Below are 13,614 nucleotides of genomic sequence, written 5' to 3'. Positions count from 1 at the left end.
TAAGTTAAATCATACAGTTACACCATTCCTTTAGTGCACCAAAATGGTGCATACAATTCAAATACAATACAGATACAAAACTATCACACGATTTTGAGCCCGGCTGACACTTCAACCCAGCGGATTTCATCGTGGTCTGAGTCATAGTTTTTTGTCATGCTGGCGCTTGCGTGGCCGGCCAGCTGCTGCGGATCTGCACCTTCATCCTTGTAGAGCTTGATGCCCAATGCGCGGATCTCGTGGAAGGATGGACGCTCCGCTTCCGGCATCGCCGCGATAGACGAAACCTGCTCTGACACTTCCTTGAACTTGCGCGTGACCATCTCCGGTTTGATCTGCGTCCAGTGCTCCTGACCCTGCCAGCGCACACGTCGCTCAGGCTTCCTGTGGATAACGAACGGGCTTGGCACTTCATCCCGGCAAGCCTTCAGCACCTTATCCAGTTCGGGGGTCACCTGGATGCGCAGGTAGCCCGTGTCGTATTTCTTGGTTTTCTCTTGGATTACATACAGGTGGCCTTCTCGAATATCGCTGAATTTCATCTTCACGATGTCTTCGCGTCGCTGCAGTGTGACCAGTGCCAGGTTCATGGCATTGGCCAGCCAGGCTGGCGCCATTCGGCGGACGGCCTTGAACTGCTCTAGGGTAAGGCGCTTACGCTGCTTCCTCTCTTTCCGCTTCAATGTTGCCTCTGCCGGGTTGTTGTCGGTCAGGCCCCTGGCGATGGCTGTACGGAAGAAGTGGTTGGCATACTGGCGGATCTGGTTGGAGACCCGCGGGGTGCGGCCTTCATACACGTCCGCTATATCCTTCACCGTCACCTCATCAACAGGCTTATCGCCGAAGGCCTTGATCAGATCGCGCATGCGGATATCGAACAGCGAGAGGGTGTCGGTGGACCATTCCTGCTCTGGTACCCATTCTGTTTTCATCCACTTGATATGCTGGGCAACCGTCACCTGTCCAAGCACGGTGCCCACCAGGTCAACCGGAGTAACTAGCAGGCTGTTCAGGTGTTTGGCTGCGGCAACCGCTTTGGCCTTGTCGGTACCCATGCCGAATATCTTCCCTGTGACCGGGTGGCGGTACCGATAGCTGGCGCCGCCGTTTGCCCGGTACAGGTTGGCTGGAAGATCCTTGTTCTTGCGGGAGCGGGGTCTGGGTGCCATCAGGATGCCTGCAATACCATATCAACCAGATGATTGCCGGTGCCCAGGTTGGACACATTCACATAATAGACCTTTCCGATCCGCTCGCCCGGTAGCTCGCCGTCTTCGATCATACGGCGCAAGGTGCTGGCTGCTGGTGCAGATCCAGCGACGAAGTATACTTCCCGATATTGAGACAGCTTCATCAGGCGTTTACGGCTGGATGTCTTCATTGGTGTCTCCTTTCTCAAACTCAGTACAGCGCACGATCGTCAGCGCCTCGCCTTCCTCGTGCTTAACAATGAGGTGAGGCATGGAGCGGAAGTCGAGGCCGCTGCAGTTGTCATCTTTACGTTTACAACTGGCGCACATGGAACCCTTGGGGATGTGGAGCTTTGGGCTCATCGCACCCTCCGGTCGGCCATGCGGCACAGGGCTTCGATGTCTGACTGCAGCTCGAAGCGGTTGGGGTGCAGGGTGAAGCGCTCGGTACCCATGCTGGCGCTGACGCCGGTTTCCTCCACCTGGAAGCTGATGCCGTTGGGTTTGTGGCCAGCGATGAAGGCCAGGCACTCGGCAATAACGGAGTGGTTTTGCTGGCGCTCCAGTTGCTGGGGCTCTGGGGCGTAGGCCTGCAGGGCTTTGCGTCTTTGTTTCAGCATCAGTGCAGCTCCTCAAATCCGAAGTAGCGTTGAAGTTCGCGACCCAGCCATTCGCCCACCGGCACGCTCACGCCGTTGCCGATCATGCGGTAGGCATCGGTGTCGCTGCAGCTGAACCGGTACCAGTCCGGCACGCCCTGTAGGCGGGCGTATTCGCGCACGGAGTAGGGGCGCACGCCCAGCGGGAAGCGTTTGTCGGCCAGTAGCCGGGTGCTTTTGTCTTTGGCGTAGTGGGCAACGCAGGTTGGGGCGATGTCACCGCGTGCCGGGTCGCTGATGATGGGGCGGTCCCGGTATTCGCCGGCCATGCGCTTGGCGACTGCTTTGGGCATGGTGATGCGCGGATCCTGTTCGATGATGTCAGCCAGTTTGATCTGTCGGCCCTGTTCCGGTGGTCGCCAGTTGAAGCGGCGGCGGCTGCCGATGATGATCAGTCTGTCCCGGCGCTGGGGGAGCCAGGTGCTGGATGCGATCGGGCAGAACACTTGCACGAAGTAGTCTGGCATCTGCGTCATGGCTTCCATGACGACCGGAAATGCTCGCATGCCCGGGACGTTCTCGACCGCGTACACTTCGGGCCGGGCAATGGCCAGGTGGCGCAGGGCATGCAGGAACAGTTCGTCTCCGGTGCGAGTGCCGTGAATGTCGGCAATGGCGCTGTATTTGGTGCAGGGGTAGGTGAACACCATGCCGTCGCAGTCGTCACCGGCCACCAGCTTTTCGCTGATGTCGGCCTGCTGGACGTGCTCGCCCAGGTTGTCGGCCTGCACGCGGCAGCAAGTCGGGTCGATCTCGTAGGACTTGCCGATCTGAAGGCCCGCCTGCAGCAGCCCGATGTCCATCAGGCCGCCGCCGGAGAAATAGGAGTTGATTACGGGGGTCATGCCTCACCACCTTCAACAACAGGCATGCTATTCGGTATTGCAAATATTGCGACCGGTCCATCTTCAGTGTCATGAATGGACAGAAGAAAAGCGCCTGGCCCAGGGGGTGACGGATTCCAGTCTGAACAGCCCGCTGCAAAGTCCTCAATGCAGCGGTCGATAACATCCTCAGGCGCATCATCCTCAAACCAAACGACTTCAGTTCGGATGCCGTTTTCCTCTTCCCAAGGTTTAATATCTGAAGCGGTGGTGCCTTCATCCCATTCGGGGTATGCACTATGAGTCCAGAAACCGCACTCATCGCGCTGCACTGGCTCAGGATGAATCTTTACGCGGCCGCCAACATGCTGCTGTTCATCACCCACATCGCCGGTCAGGTAGTTCACTTGATTGCCCATCGAACGATCTCCTCTGCTGTGAGCCGGTTGCCTTTCATGTCGCGCCAGTCCGGATCGCTGTTGCGGTTGAGTACGTGGTTCGGCCGTGTGCCCTCGATGGTTTCACCACTGGCCAGCTCAATGATGAGCGGTACGCCGGGTGTGGGCAGGGTGGTGGCCGGGTGAAAGGTGCGGTGTGTCATGCCTGCTTCACTCACTTGGTAACGGTTGCTCGAACAAACCAGGGACCGGTATAGACGGCCCTGGCCAGCTTGATTGCATTGCTGGCGCTGCTGGCGCGGACGGTGACACGGCGCATACCAGTGGGCGCGCTCGTAGGGCTAGGGTCAGCCCGGAAACGGAGGATGACGGAGTAGTGGTTCATGCTGCCTGCTCCTGAAACCAGTCCCGATGCTTCTTGCCAGTAAGTTGCTCAAACAGCTCGGTGCTGATACCGATGCTGTCGATCAGGTCATCATCGTTAGACCACAGATCGAGAATGTAAGGAGCTGTCTGCATGTCAGTTTGCTGCTCCTGCAAGCGTTCAAACTCGTCATACGCCCACTGATCGTTTTTGCCCATGGCCCCGCACTTGGTTTCAACGCCATGCTGCCCATCACCCACGTAGATGAATTCGAGATATGCACTCATGCCGCCTCTCCCTGGTCTTCAGGCTTCTGCTCCATCACCGGCGCTTCATAGCCGAACATGTCGCACAGCTGTTCAACGATCTTGCTGAGGGTGAACACGCGCGCGTTGGCGAAGTGCATCCACTCTTCGTCGCGGTTCTCGAACTCGGGGGCTTCGTCGCTGCCATCGATCACACCCTTGATCTGGAACTTCTCTGTCAGGGTGAACTTGAGGCCCTGGTAGTCGAGCTGGATCTGGTGGACCTTGGCACCTTCGCCAATCTTCTCCAGCAGCTGGTACTCATCCTCACCGTGCGGGAACTCGGTTTCCTTGAATGTGACGCTGGTGCCATCGGCATCGTTTTTAAGGCGCAGGTAGGTACCCAGCGCAAAGGTGCCGAAAGGCTCGCCGCCGCCATTGAGGTGATCAGCCAGGCGAACAGTCAGGCCTTGCTTCTGGTCGCTGATGTGCACGGTAGAGGTAGTGACTTTGCCGTCTGCCATGACGACCAGCTTCAGTGCTGATGAGCTGTAACGTTCGCTGGCACCATCCACAAACAGGTTTTTGTGTGACTGGTCGTAGAAGGCATGAATGATCCGCTCACGGGTCAAGGCCCGTGGCATCAGGTCCATGATTACTTCATCTTTGATCTGCAGGCGTTCCTTGCGGAATACGGTGCGGTCCTGCTGCGCCTCGATGTCGCGCACCTTGCGGTCAACCTCACGCTTGATAGCGGGGGCGGGCAGAATCTTTTCCTGCACCAGAATGCACAGGCTGTAACCGCAGTTCAGTGGGGTGATGTAGCGGTTGGTGACCGGGTTATGCATGAAGCTGTATCGGATCATCTCGGTGTCACCCAGTGCATCCGTGTTGGTGAGGGCTTCGTTGGCCTCGATGGCGCTTTCCAGATCAGCCAATGCCGGCAGGCTGGCGCGGTACACGGTTACGTTTTTCAGTTGTTTGAACATGCCGTTCTCCTTATCCGTTGAGTGGGCGCCACTCGGTCGCGCCGTCGGTTTCATTGCCGCCCAAGGCAATCCATTCGTTGCCGCGTTCGTCCACGGCGGTTACGCCGGGCTGCCATGTGTGCGGATCGCGCAGCTGGTTCATCCAGCCGGTCGGGATGCCGTGGTTCAGGACCACCACGCCACCGGTGAGCTGTTCACGCTGGCGGTAGCGAATGGCGGCTGTTTTGCGGGGTAGGGTCTGGATGCGTTCCATCATCACCACTCCTTGAGCATTGCTTGGAAAACGGGGCCTACAGGCTCGCCTTTGTATTTGGCCCTGAGGCAGTAGATTGCGGTGGCCACTGCCCAGCCTGCGGCGAACAGGGAAACAAGGCCGAACAGCAATACGTACAGGGCAACAACCATTTCGAGTGTCATGACAGGCCTCCCTGGGCGTCTGCGTGGGTGTAGATGTCGCCGGCGTTGCCGCTGGCCCAGAAGTCCAGATCAGCCAGTAGGGCGCCGCTGGCGCCAGCAAAGCGGCCAGCTCGGCCACGTTTGCCGGATGACCGGCGAGTGATGCGTGCGCCACGGGCACGGCCTGTGCGGGTTTCAATGTCGAAATCAGTATCAGTGCTGGCGCTCGTAACGCTTCCTGCACCCAGCATTAGCGCCAGCAACAGCACTTGCAGTCGGTGGAGTGCGCCCAGCTCGACAAGACGATTGATCGCCACGATGGCGTTATCACAGCCGAGCTTGTAGTAGATGCTCTGCCAATACTGGCTGATGCAGCTGGTGCTGCAGCCCAGCTCTTTGGCGGCGTCTTTGGCCTTCATGCCGTTAACCCGGCAGACGGCTGCGCGAGATTCGCCGCGGGTGAACTTGCCTCCGGACGGCAGAGGCATCGGTCGTGCTTCCCAGCCGTTCAGTGCGTATCCCTGTTCAGTGCGTGTGATCATGAGAAATATCCCGCATGTTGGTTTGATCTAAGTATTACCCACGGGTAATTATTAAATCAATACCTATAGGTAAATAATTTATCGGCATGAATAGACTATGGGGGAGGTGATCGCCAGGGTTGGCTTTCTTGCGTAGTGGTGGTGATAATGAGCGTGCTACAGAATGTCGTCATTACAACTGGGAAAGGATGCACCTGAATGGCAAGAGATAGATCAGAAGTTCCCACTGGTGAGGAGGTAAAGGCCTTTCTGGATGCCAAGGGTGTCAGTTCCGACTGCAACGCCTGCAGTAGAAAGGGCTCTCTGTCAGTGTCCGTGAACGACCCTGACGGCCAATTGAAAGGCAAGGCGCCAGCTATACGTTTGATCCGCAGACTGCATGATCTGCCGCATCTTGGATACGGCGAGTTCCTGCAAGTGTGTAAGAACTGCGGGTTTATACGCTACTTCAGGGATATCGAGGTGTTGGATTTCTTGGAGGCTGATGGCGATAATGAGTAAGAATTCACCAAATCTACGCCTCATTGATAGCGGGGGGAGAGCCACCTGATATGGAACAGCGCCTGCGGCACCTGGAACAGGATATGGTTTCAGTGAAGACCACACTGGAACATATTCAGGGGACGCTGAACTCCTCGGTGGCCACCAAGGCGGACCTTTTTGAGCTGAAAGCAGAGATGCACTCTCTGATGCGTCAGCAGATCATGTGGAATGTCGGGTCCATTATTGCAGTGGCTGGGGTAGTGTTCGCGATCCTAAGGTTTACGGGTAGCAATTAAACGTTTGCCCGCATGTAAAAACACCCGCAAGACGCGGGTGTTATACAACCTGTGGCATCAGTTGGGCGGGTTGAAATAGTAGGTGTCGTGGTGGCCAAAATAACCGGCAGCGCCAAGCCTGATCATCTGGTCGGGCCCTAGTCTCTGTCTGAGGAAGTATGTGATTTTCGCGCCTCGCTCCCTTGGATCGAAACCGGCCTTTCTTAGTTTGCTGACCGCCTCCGCGACAAGGGTTTCTCCCATCATTTTTGCCATTGGCTGGGTTACTTGCTGATGTTCAGGCCAGTACACACGGATATCGATACCGCGCTCCGTGAATTCGCCCATCTCAAACACCCAGCCATCTTTGCGGAAACCTTCACCAGGATCTACTGCGGCCAGCATCTCGGGTGTGGGCTTGAATGCTGGCGCCGCTTGCTCTGCGGCCGGCTTGGCGGGCGGCTCGTTATCAGAAAAAAGATAGACAACAAAGGCTATAGATAGCGCCATCGCTGTATAAGCAAAGATCCTTTTAATGCGTTCCATTGCGTCTCCCTGGAGGTATGTGTACTTAACTCACTATGAGGCCGGTGCTTGGTTTTCTGCTGCCTGGATGGCCGACTCAATAATTTCGATGTAGTCCTTGGTTTCTTGGCTGCTTTCAAGATTAAACATTTCGTCAGCGTGGTCGCCAAGTAGCTGTAGTGTTTGGTCGACAGTCTTATTTCTTCTTGCGGCAGAGTAGACGACGTATCGCTTTGTATCATCGCCAAAGACATCTGTAGCCTTATCCAGTGTTAAAGCATGCAGCGCGGCTTTTGCATGTTTTTGTTTCGGGTCAGAGGTGTTCATATCTATGGTTTGGGTGATGTGCATTACGCCGTTTTTTAACGCAAAATCTGCCTTAAACCCCCTGGCCAGGTCGATAGGATACTCGGGCACAACCAGGTGCTTGCCGATATCATCCTGGCCGCCAAGCAATGATTTGCTTTTGAATAGCTCTTTCATTTTCGTGCCTATGCGGCGCGACTGAGCTTCCCGCTTGTGTTTGACGGGTTTAACCAGGAGGTTCAGTAGCTCATTCACTTTGCGTGTGTAATGCTTCGTATCGGAAAGCTGAAATTCGGCAAAGTTTGAGCAGCGAATGAAGTCATTAGATGCGGTTTCCAGCATCATGATCTTATCTTGAACGGAAGAGACGTAATCAGCTGCGCGGCAGGCCTCGTTTGCGATCTCTTCGATCAATTCTGCCTTCATGCTCGAATCCAGAGCAGCGGCTTTGTTCATCTGATCAGGAATCAGGACATCCAGCTGACCCTCGGGAGAGATGACAACGATTCCAACATTAACGATTTCGCCACGCACCCTGTCCGGGCAAGCACGCAGCACAGCATACTTATACCAGGTTGCCATGTTGAAACCCCATTAGCTTTATTTTGTTGATTCGGTCGATTCTTCTTGAGGACGCCCACCACTGAAGAATACGCTCCTTGCGATCAGTGTCACACCACTCGTCTGGCACTTTCATCAGAATCCCTTGAATAATCTCTGAGCTAATCTGCTCCAGTCTGTGTAGCACGCGGAAAAAGCCCGCACCACTCATTCCCTTCAGCAGCTGGGGGCTCCAAAGAATATCGGCACATCTGCCCGTATTGGACACCTGCCCATCAACGCTCTGATCATGAGGCGGCGAGTAGTAGTATAGCGGAAGAAGTGAAGGGTCCATATCAACTAGCCCTCTATCAACAGGGCAGTTCATGTTGTTCCAGCTACGACTGAAATCCATTGCCAGCATTGCGCAATCACGGCCATCTCCCAGATCCTTGATGATGTAGTTTCCGAAATGTCGGTCATCATTAAAGCAGAAGAGATCAAAAGCATAGATGGCTGATAGCTGCTTCACCAGGAAGTGCTTGTCCATAGGGATGTCGTGGCCACCACCGATCGCACCGAGTAGTCGTTGAAAGCCGTTTGGTATAACACCGCCTTCCCAGGTGGAGCCAAAACCAAGCGACTCATCCGGCATTTTAATAATGCTATATGGAGGAGTAGCTATCGCGCATTGCTTGGCAAGCTCGTAACAGAACAGCTCATCAAATGGGGTAAATGGAAACCTCGAACTGTCTGATACCAATTTCACAGCATAATGATTGCCATCAGCGCCTCTGCAGTTCGTTTGGCAGTCTGCAGAGTTGTCGAGCTTAGGATAAACGAGGTCGACTTCGACAGGTAACAAATCCATTGTTTGCTTCATATGCTTTGTCCAAATACATGGAGCTGTCGGTAATAGGGGATATCAGAGCTTCCGGGCGTTCCAGGCCAACAATACCTTGGCGTGGATGGTGAGTTCATCCAGCTTCACAACCCTGTCTTTGTGCTTGGGGTTGTCGCTTATCATCTCGACCTCTGTGGCCGACACCATCTGCAGGCGCTTGATGAATAGCAGGTCGTTCCAGGTCAGCAGGTATATGCCATCGCCAATGAATGACTGCACGCCGCGGTCGATAATTACCGGGTCTCCGTCGTTGATGGTGCCTTCCATGCTTTGACCGTGGCCGGTGACGATCGCCAGATTGCCTGGCTGCGTATAGCGCACACCCAGCGTGGATAAATAGCCCTGATGAAGGGTGAGGTGCCGGATGGTTTCAACGTAATCTGGCGCAACTTGGCCCGCACCCATCGCTGCACGTACATCAAACTGAGGAATGGCAATTTCGCCGTCCTTGAGGCGTCCTTTTTGGAAATCTGCCGCTATCACGTTGCTGTCCTTTTTGGCTTCAATGCTCCAGGTGGTCAACGCTTTCGTCCGATCTGCGCTGAATGAGGTGGAGTCCAAAGCGTATCGCTCTAGAGAAAAAGCATCCTCAATTTCGCGTGCCAAGTCCTCTCCAATTGCTTTTGCTCCCTTCTTAGAGGGGTCAGCCAAGCATCTTGAAATGTAGTTCTGACTACGGCCTAACGCATCAGCAAGACGAGTTTGTGCACCACGTTCTGATCCAAACAAGTGGTCCATTAGTTTTTTCAGATTGGTGCGGCGTATCTCACGAGTTTCCATTGGACAAGTCTCACCAGTTATTACTTAAAGGTAAATGTCCTGCAGGTATTGAAACTTGATTACCCGTGGGTAATACTTTGCTGCATATCGGACTTATGGACCGCAAGCAATGAAGAACACGGCACTTCTAGAGTGGGCGAAAACTGCAACCGACGAGCAGGTCAAGAGAACCAAAACCACGCGTGGCTACCTTCGCCAGATCGCTTATGGCAACAAAACTGCTTCTGCAGAGCTGGCTTCAAGAATTGAGAAGGAGACATTCGGGTCCGTAACCAGAAAGCAGCTCCGTCCTGATGATTGGCGCGTCATTTGGCCTGAGCTGAGCGTTGCCTGAACAGGTTCCAGTATCCCTGCTGGCGCCTGTTTTTTTTATCCGGCCCGGCTTATGTAAATCCATACAGGTGATTCATGACCACACAAGCAGACCGCAAGACAGAAATTCTGAAGATGATCGCCGCCAATCCGGGCATTACGCCGGGCGAGCTGGTGGCGCGTTCCGTCACCTGTAACAAGGCTGAGGTGCTCAAGGCCACCCTGAAAGCGCTAACGAAAGATGATGCGTTCATCATGCGCACGGGGCTGAACGATTCGTCGCACTACTGGCTGACAGAGCGGGGCACACAAGAGGCAAAGGAGCTGGGCTTTGAAGTATCCCCGCTGGAGCGTGAGTGCCCTGAACCTGCCAAGCCGCTTCCGGTGGTTGATTCAGATAAAACCAGCCTCGAACAGGCGCTGGCGCAGCTGGGTGAACTGGTGGCCGAGCAGCCGCGCCCGGTAAACCTCCACGACCTGATTTCATTCAACCGCCAGGGCGCTGATCTGATTCAGCACCAGGCACCGGTGCCGGCCGCCATGATGCGGTCGACAGCCAATGCACTTGAACGGGCATACCAGCAGGGCCAGTAACTGGCCGCAGTGACCCAGCGGCGGGGGAAGGCGCCGACCGGGATAAGCCGAGAGTGCCCGAGCATGAAAAAACCTCGGCAGCAGGGCGATGAGTCTCCTTGGCCTCACGGCTCAATCAGGCGCCCTCCAGAAACCGACCGGTCATACAGCTGCAGTGGGGCAGTGCCGGAAGGGAGTACGGTCGCTGACAGCCCGGAAAGACGGGCACGCAACCGACCAGCATCTTCGGTCCGTTAACGGTTGGCGGGCGAGGTATCCAGGGAACGAGGGTGCTGCTCAGTTGCGGTGAATGCCGTGCGACGGTTCTCAGTGGAATATTCGCGTCATCCAATACCCGAGCCGGTGCAACACAGCAGTGCGGAAAGTTACGGGGCCGAGGGCCGCACCCTGATGACGCCCCAGCTTACAGACAAAAGAAAACCCCGACGCTGATATGGCTGGGCAGCCGCGACGGGGTTAACTCAAAGAGGACTTCATTATGAATGATGTTATCCGAGTGAGCAATACCGAGCAGGTCACCATGACCAGCGCTGAGATCGCTGATCTGGTTGAGGCTCGCCATGACAGTGTTAAGCGCACGATTGAGCGACTGGCCGAACGCGGTGCAATTCAACTCCCACCATTGGTGGAAGTTCAAAATCACTTGGGGCAGCGGGTTAGTGTCTACTCAGTAGGTAAGCGCGACAGCTATGTGATCGTTGCGCAGCTTTCCCCTGAGTTCACCGCTCGCCTGGTAGATCGCTGGCAAGCACTGGAGCAACAGGTAAGCAGCCCTTACCAGCTGCCGGACTTCAACAACCCGGCTGTGGCCGCACGCGCCTGGGCTGATGCAGTCGAGCAGGGCCAGCAGCTGGCGCTGGAGAATCAGCAAGTTCGCCGGGATCTGGAGCACATGCAGTCGCATTTCGTTGATGGCATGAAAATTGTGGATTTTGCCAAGACGCTGAACGGCGTGAACTGTCAGGAGATTCAGAAGCACCTGTCTGCAATCGGCTGGCTGCGCCGTGACGGTTTCAGTGGCTGGCGCGTGAACAGCAAGGCCCGTGACAAGTACCTGGCCGAACGCACCACCATCTGGATACACCCCACAACTGAAGAGGAGCGCGAGCGCCATTACCCGGTGCTGCTGCGTGCTGGCGCTGTGCGCCTGTTCCAGATGTATACGCAGGAGCAGTTGCCCATGAAGAAGACGTGGAATGGAAAAATTGGCCATGCGGCCGAGGTGATGCAATGAGCATGACGCTGATGGTTGAGGCCTTGAAGGCTAAAGTCGGCAACCCTGGCCGTAAGCTGGTGCTGGTTAAGCTGGCTGACAATGCTAACGACAAGGGCGAGTGCTGGCCGTCATATCAGCATGTGGCAGACCAGTGTGAGATGGGGCGCAGCACGGTGAAGGCTCACGTCAAAGCACTGGAGGAAGCAGGCTTCCTGACGGTTGTAGAACGCAATGGTGGCAAGAGCAGCAACAAGTATCGCCTGCACATCGAGGCAGGAAAGGCGACTGAAAAGCCGAAGCATACCCGGTCAGAATCTGCCCCGGTCAAGAATAAACCCGGTCAGGATTCAACCGCCCCCCGGTCAAAATCTGATACTACCCCCCGGTCAAATCCTGACCCCAGAACCAGTCACTCTCCAGAACCAGTCATTGAACCTGATGATGACGCTGGCGCGTCCAGCAGCATCGACACCGCCCCTGATCAACCGGCTGAGCTCACACCCGAGCAGGCACACCACGCCGCAATCTTCAGCCACCAGGACACAGCGCCAGCCGTTCCAGCCAACAGCGCTGACCGCAACACCTTCCCGATGCACTGGCAGTGGCTGCCATCGGACTGGTTCACGGAGCGCTGCCGCACCGCGGGCGTCAACCTGTCACGCCTCGACTCAACCCAACAGGAAAGCATCCTGGGCGAGTTCCGCAGCTACTGGGAGGCCACCGGCAATGAGTTCACCCAGGCCCAGTGGGAACACAAGCTGCTGCGCCAGCTCCAGCGTGCCCTGAGCAGCCCGGCCACCAACCAGGCAACGCGCCAGCAAACGCGCTCGGCGGTGTCGTCCATGGTGATGGATGGCGTGATGAACCCGGACAGCGAGTGGTGAGCGGGATGAAGGATTACAACATAGTCAGCATTTCTGGCGGCAAGGACTCAACTGCAACACTTTTGGTCGCTCTGGCTCGTGATGTGAGCAATCTGTCAGCCGTCTTTGCTGACACTGGCCATGAGCATCCTGAAACACAGGAGGGCAACGATGCAGATCAGTGCGCGTGATGTATGGCGTAGCAGCTGGCGCGCCGCCCGGGTGGAGTTTGCTGCCGTTGAGCACGACGTTCGTTTCGGCGGGCTGAGCCTGCCGGTAGGGGAGCGTTTGCAGCGTTGCCGGCAGGATCATCCCATGCAGCAGCTGGCCTACGCGCTGCTGGACCGCCGCACGGTGGCAGACCTGATGCCCTATGAGTGGGTGACCGATCACCAGGGGCGTTTCTACGAACTCAAGGCAAGCGCTGTTGCCGTGCCTGAATCAGAGAGGATTCCGTTTTGAGTTTGATTATCGGCATTGATCCAGATTCAAAGAAGAGCGGCATTGGCATTGTGCAGAATGGCCAGCTGATCGACCTGAAAACGATGAACTTCTTCGATCTGCAGGAGTGGACCGAAGAGCAGCACGCGGCTGGCGCTCACTTTGCGGTCGAGGATGTGCAGGCCAACAAGGCGACATACGCCCGCAATATCAAGCGGGGCTCGCGCCAGAAGGAACAGGCACAGATGAACTGCATCAGCCAGAAGGTGGGTCGTGTGAAGCACTCAGGTGAGCTGATCGTCATGTGGCTGGATCGAATCGGCGCCAGCTACACCTTGGTGAAGCCATTGGGCGGCACTGCCAAGGCAGCCAAGCGCAAAGCGGATCTGTTCAAGAAGATGACCGGCTGGGAAGGGCGCAGCAACGAAGACACCCGGGATGCCGCCATGCTGGCGCTCTCAGTCGCAAGGAGGCAGCAACGTGCAAAAGCGTAAGCTCAAACAACGCCCCCTGCGGATCGAGGCCCCGAAGGGCAAGCGATGTGACGCCTGCTTCGGGTCCGGTGCAATCCGCGGCGCAGTATCTGAAATGACATGTGGCAGCTGCGGCGGACTGGGGCTGGTAGAGGTGGAGCAGGACTACTTCTGCGATCTGGAGGACGCACTGGCCAGCGCCCTGATCATCGCACGGCGTGATATTGCCGAGCTGAAACAGATCAATGCGAGGCTGGCGCCAGCACAATCAATCGGCAGCAAAATCGATTAAGGC

At 56.1% G+C, this 13,614-nt stretch carries 25 protein-coding genes; 9 read left to right on the top strand and 16 right to left on the bottom strand.

Translation table 11 applies throughout. The features are described from left to right. Positions 1 to 83 precede the first annotated feature (83 nt). The 12 genes from H9C73_RS02995 to H9C73_RS02940 all read right to left on the bottom strand — a co-directional run bounded on the left by H9C73_RS02995 (position 84) and on the right by H9C73_RS02940 (position 5,607). Positions 84 to 1,169, bottom strand: coding sequence for a phage integrase Arm DNA-binding domain-containing protein (locus H9C73_RS02995; RefSeq protein WP_209286300.1), 1,086 nt, complete (start codon positions 1,167 to 1,169; stop codon positions 84 to 86). Then, a complete protein-coding gene (locus H9C73_RS02990) occupies positions 1,169 to 1,381 on the bottom strand; it encodes a MerR family transcriptional regulator (protein ID WP_209286299.1) in 213 nt (70 codons plus the stop codon). The genes H9C73_RS02995 and H9C73_RS02990 overlap by 1 nt, the downstream gene beginning before the upstream one ends. Further along, entirely contained in the window at positions 1,362 to 1,553 is a 192-nt protein-coding gene (locus H9C73_RS02985; RefSeq protein ID WP_209286298.1) for a hypothetical protein, read from the bottom strand. The genes H9C73_RS02990 and H9C73_RS02985 overlap by 20 nt, the downstream gene beginning before the upstream one ends. Continuing rightward, positions 1,550 to 1,810 carry a hypothetical protein gene (locus tag H9C73_RS02980; RefSeq protein WP_209286297.1) on the bottom strand — a complete coding sequence of 87 codons (261 nt, stop codon included), beginning with the start codon at positions 1,808 to 1,810 and terminating at the stop codon, positions 1,550 to 1,552. Before H9C73_RS02980 ends, H9C73_RS02985 begins: the two co-directional genes overlap by 4 nt. Continuing rightward, a complete protein-coding gene (locus H9C73_RS02975; RefSeq protein ID WP_209286296.1) occupies positions 1,810 to 2,694 on the bottom strand; it encodes a DNA cytosine methyltransferase in 885 nt (294 codons plus the stop codon). The genes H9C73_RS02980 and H9C73_RS02975 overlap by 1 nt, the downstream gene beginning before the upstream one ends. Then, the gene (locus tag H9C73_RS02970) at positions 2,691 to 3,092 is read right to left on the bottom strand and encodes a hypothetical protein (protein WP_209286295.1); all 402 of its coding nucleotides are present in this window, start codon (positions 3,090 to 3,092) and stop codon (positions 2,691 to 2,693) included. The genes H9C73_RS02975 and H9C73_RS02970 overlap by 4 nt, the downstream gene beginning before the upstream one ends. Continuing rightward, a complete protein-coding gene (locus H9C73_RS02965; RefSeq protein ID WP_209286294.1) occupies positions 3,077 to 3,274 on the bottom strand; it encodes a hypothetical protein in 198 nt (65 codons plus the stop codon). The genes H9C73_RS02970 and H9C73_RS02965 overlap by 16 nt, the downstream gene beginning before the upstream one ends. 178 nt (positions 3,275 to 3,452) lie before the next feature. Beyond that, positions 3,453 to 3,722 carry a hypothetical protein gene (locus H9C73_RS02960; protein WP_209286293.1) on the bottom strand — a complete coding sequence of 90 codons (270 nt, stop codon included), beginning with the start codon at positions 3,720 to 3,722 and terminating at the stop codon, positions 3,453 to 3,455. Continuing rightward, positions 3,719 to 4,669 (bottom strand): recombination-associated protein RdgC, encoded by a 951-nt coding sequence (gene rdgC / locus H9C73_RS02955; RefSeq protein ID WP_209286292.1) that lies wholly within the window; start codon positions 4,667 to 4,669, stop codon positions 3,719 to 3,721. Before rdgC ends, H9C73_RS02960 begins: the two co-directional genes overlap by 4 nt. A 10-nt stretch (positions 4,670 to 4,679) precedes the next feature. Further along, positions 4,680 to 4,925 carry a hypothetical protein gene (locus H9C73_RS02950; RefSeq protein ID WP_236014048.1) on the bottom strand — a complete coding sequence of 82 codons (246 nt, stop codon included), beginning with the start codon at positions 4,923 to 4,925 and terminating at the stop codon, positions 4,680 to 4,682. Next, positions 4,925 to 5,086 (bottom strand): hypothetical protein, encoded by a 162-nt coding sequence (locus H9C73_RS02945; protein WP_209286291.1) that lies wholly within the window; start codon positions 5,084 to 5,086, stop codon positions 4,925 to 4,927. Before H9C73_RS02945 ends, H9C73_RS02950 begins: the two co-directional genes overlap by 1 nt. Then, positions 5,083 to 5,607 (bottom strand): helix-turn-helix transcriptional regulator, encoded by a 525-nt coding sequence (locus tag H9C73_RS02940; RefSeq protein WP_209286290.1) that lies wholly within the window; start codon positions 5,605 to 5,607, stop codon positions 5,083 to 5,085. The genes H9C73_RS02945 and H9C73_RS02940 overlap by 4 nt, the downstream gene beginning before the upstream one ends. A 551-nt stretch (positions 5,608 to 6,158) precedes the next feature. Between H9C73_RS02940 and H9C73_RS02935 the strand changes: the two genes are divergently transcribed. Next, positions 6,159 to 6,386, top strand: a complete 228-nt coding sequence (locus tag H9C73_RS02935) for a hypothetical protein (RefSeq protein ID WP_209286289.1) — start codon at positions 6,159 to 6,161, stop codon at positions 6,384 to 6,386. A gap of 57 nt (positions 6,387 to 6,443) precedes the next feature. Here H9C73_RS02935 and H9C73_RS02930 read toward each other — a convergent pair whose 3' ends face one another. From H9C73_RS02930 to H9C73_RS02915, 4 genes are read right to left on the bottom strand one after another with little or no spacing between them, the layout of a single operon-like run. Next, positions 6,444 to 6,911 carry a hypothetical protein gene (locus H9C73_RS02930; protein WP_209286288.1) on the bottom strand — a complete coding sequence of 156 codons (468 nt, stop codon included), beginning with the start codon at positions 6,909 to 6,911 and terminating at the stop codon, positions 6,444 to 6,446. Between the two features lie 33 nt (positions 6,912 to 6,944). Continuing rightward, positions 6,945 to 7,778, bottom strand: a complete 834-nt coding sequence (locus tag H9C73_RS02925) for a DUF3037 domain-containing protein (protein ID WP_209286287.1) — start codon at positions 7,776 to 7,778, stop codon at positions 6,945 to 6,947. Beyond that, positions 7,762 to 8,619 carry a hypothetical protein gene (locus tag H9C73_RS02920; RefSeq protein ID WP_209286286.1) on the bottom strand — a complete coding sequence of 286 codons (858 nt, stop codon included), beginning with the start codon at positions 8,617 to 8,619 and terminating at the stop codon, positions 7,762 to 7,764. The genes H9C73_RS02925 and H9C73_RS02920 overlap by 17 nt, the downstream gene beginning before the upstream one ends. A gap of 42 nt (positions 8,620 to 8,661) precedes the next feature. After that, positions 8,662 to 9,420: a S24 family peptidase gene (locus H9C73_RS02915; protein WP_209286285.1), complete on the bottom strand. Its 759-nt coding sequence runs from the start codon at positions 9,418 to 9,420 to the stop codon at positions 8,662 to 8,664. A gap of 109 nt (positions 9,421 to 9,529) precedes the next feature. Between H9C73_RS02915 and H9C73_RS16420 the strand changes: the two genes are divergently transcribed. From H9C73_RS16420 to H9C73_RS02875, 8 genes are all read left to right on the top strand, one after another. Continuing rightward, complete coding sequence (locus H9C73_RS16420; protein WP_209286284.1) at positions 9,530 to 9,754, top strand: transcriptional regulator; 225 nt, start codon at positions 9,530 to 9,532, stop codon at positions 9,752 to 9,754. 74 nt (positions 9,755 to 9,828) lie between these two features. After that, complete coding sequence (locus H9C73_RS02905; protein ID WP_209286283.1) at positions 9,829 to 10,326, top strand: hypothetical protein; 498 nt, start codon at positions 9,829 to 9,831, stop codon at positions 10,324 to 10,326. Between the two features lie 478 nt (positions 10,327 to 10,804). Continuing rightward, positions 10,805 to 11,560, top strand: a complete 756-nt coding sequence (locus H9C73_RS02900) for a Rha family transcriptional regulator (protein ID WP_209286282.1) — start codon at positions 10,805 to 10,807, stop codon at positions 11,558 to 11,560. Then, a complete protein-coding gene (locus H9C73_RS02895; protein WP_209286281.1) occupies positions 11,557 to 12,426 on the top strand; it encodes a helix-turn-helix domain-containing protein in 870 nt (289 codons plus the stop codon). The genes H9C73_RS02900 and H9C73_RS02895 overlap by 4 nt, the downstream gene beginning before the upstream one ends. A gap of 5 nt (positions 12,427 to 12,431) precedes the next feature. Continuing rightward, a complete protein-coding gene (locus tag H9C73_RS02890) occupies positions 12,432 to 12,596 on the top strand; it encodes a phosphoadenosine phosphosulfate reductase domain-containing protein (protein ID WP_209286280.1) in 165 nt (54 codons plus the stop codon). Next, on the top strand, positions 12,577 to 12,867 hold the full coding sequence (locus tag H9C73_RS02885) for a hypothetical protein (protein ID WP_209286279.1): 291 nt from the start codon (positions 12,577 to 12,579) through the stop codon (positions 12,865 to 12,867). Before H9C73_RS02890 ends, H9C73_RS02885 begins: the two co-directional genes overlap by 20 nt. Beyond that, entirely contained in the window at positions 12,864 to 13,340 is a 477-nt protein-coding gene (locus H9C73_RS02880; RefSeq protein ID WP_236014047.1) for a hypothetical protein, read from the top strand. The genes H9C73_RS02885 and H9C73_RS02880 overlap by 4 nt, the downstream gene beginning before the upstream one ends. Beyond that, positions 13,327 to 13,611: a hypothetical protein gene (locus tag H9C73_RS02875; RefSeq protein WP_209286278.1), complete on the top strand. Its 285-nt coding sequence runs from the start codon at positions 13,327 to 13,329 to the stop codon at positions 13,609 to 13,611. Before H9C73_RS02880 ends, H9C73_RS02875 begins: the two co-directional genes overlap by 14 nt. Positions 13,612 to 13,614 lie beyond the last annotated feature (3 nt).

Origin of the sequence: Marinobacterium alkalitolerans, from assembly GCF_017776525.1 — a bacterium.
Classification (GTDB): domain Bacteria; phylum Pseudomonadota; class Gammaproteobacteria; order Pseudomonadales; family Balneatricaceae; genus Marinobacterium; species Marinobacterium alkalitolerans.
This window is presented reverse-complemented; position numbering and strand designations above follow the sequence as displayed.

Excerpts from the sequence above, each read along its gene's own strand:
- H9C73_RS02885 (WP_209286279.1), top strand. The coding sequence starts at position 12,577 with ATGCAGATCAGTGCGCGTGATGTATGGCGTAGCAGCTGGCGCGCCGCC.
- H9C73_RS02925 (WP_209286287.1), bottom strand. The coding sequence starts at position 7,778 with ATGGCAACCTGGTATAAGTATGCTGTGCTGCGTGCTTGCCCGGACAGG.
- H9C73_RS02915 (WP_209286285.1), bottom strand. The coding sequence starts at position 9,420 with ATGGAAACTCGTGAGATACGCCGCACCAATCTGAAAAAACTAATGGAC.
- H9C73_RS02940 (WP_209286290.1), bottom strand. The coding sequence starts at position 5,607 with ATGATCACACGCACTGAACAGGGATACGCACTGAACGGCTGGGAAGCA.
- H9C73_RS02970 (WP_209286295.1), bottom strand. The coding sequence starts at position 3,092 with ATGGGCAATCAAGTGAACTACCTGACCGGCGATGTGGGTGATGAACAG.
- H9C73_RS16420 (WP_209286284.1), top strand. The coding sequence starts at position 9,530 with ATGAAGAACACGGCACTTCTAGAGTGGGCGAAAACTGCAACCGACGAG.
- H9C73_RS02980 (WP_209286297.1), bottom strand. The coding sequence starts at position 1,810 with ATGCTGAAACAAAGACGCAAAGCCCTGCAGGCCTACGCCCCAGAGCCC.
- H9C73_RS02995 (WP_209286300.1), bottom strand. The coding sequence starts at position 1,169 with ATGGCACCCAGACCCCGCTCCCGCAAGAACAAGGATCTTCCAGCCAAC.
- H9C73_RS02890 (WP_209286280.1), top strand. The coding sequence starts at position 12,432 with ATGAAGGATTACAACATAGTCAGCATTTCTGGCGGCAAGGACTCAACT.
- H9C73_RS02950 (WP_236014048.1), bottom strand. The coding sequence starts at position 4,925 with ATGATGGAACGCATCCAGACCCTACCCCGCAAAACAGCCGCCATTCGC.
- H9C73_RS02920 (WP_209286286.1), bottom strand. The coding sequence starts at position 8,619 with ATGAAGCAAACAATGGATTTGTTACCTGTCGAAGTCGACCTCGTTTAT.
- rdgC (WP_209286292.1), bottom strand. The coding sequence starts at position 4,669 with ATGTTCAAACAACTGAAAAACGTAACCGTGTACCGCGCCAGCCTGCCG.
- H9C73_RS02945 (WP_209286291.1), bottom strand. The coding sequence starts at position 5,086 with ATGACACTCGAAATGGTTGTTGCCCTGTACGTATTGCTGTTCGGCCTT.
- H9C73_RS02930 (WP_209286288.1), bottom strand. The coding sequence starts at position 6,911 with ATGGAACGCATTAAAAGGATCTTTGCTTATACAGCGATGGCGCTATCT.
- H9C73_RS02895 (WP_209286281.1), top strand. The coding sequence starts at position 11,557 with ATGAGCATGACGCTGATGGTTGAGGCCTTGAAGGCTAAAGTCGGCAAC.
- H9C73_RS02975 (WP_209286296.1), bottom strand. The coding sequence starts at position 2,694 with ATGACCCCCGTAATCAACTCCTATTTCTCCGGCGGCGGCCTGATGGAC.
- H9C73_RS02905 (WP_209286283.1), top strand. The coding sequence starts at position 9,829 with ATGACCACACAAGCAGACCGCAAGACAGAAATTCTGAAGATGATCGCC.
- H9C73_RS02900 (WP_209286282.1), top strand. The coding sequence starts at position 10,805 with ATGAATGATGTTATCCGAGTGAGCAATACCGAGCAGGTCACCATGACC.
- H9C73_RS02960 (WP_209286293.1), bottom strand. The coding sequence starts at position 3,722 with ATGAGTGCATATCTCGAATTCATCTACGTGGGTGATGGGCAGCATGGC.
- H9C73_RS02935 (WP_209286289.1), top strand. The coding sequence starts at position 6,159 with ATGGAACAGCGCCTGCGGCACCTGGAACAGGATATGGTTTCAGTGAAG.
- H9C73_RS02985 (WP_209286298.1), bottom strand. The coding sequence starts at position 1,553 with ATGAGCCCAAAGCTCCACATCCCCAAGGGTTCCATGTGCGCCAGTTGT.
- H9C73_RS02990 (WP_209286299.1), bottom strand. The coding sequence starts at position 1,381 with ATGAAGACATCCAGCCGTAAACGCCTGATGAAGCTGTCTCAATATCGG.
- H9C73_RS02965 (WP_209286294.1), bottom strand. The coding sequence starts at position 3,274 with ATGACACACCGCACCTTTCACCCGGCCACCACCCTGCCCACACCCGGC.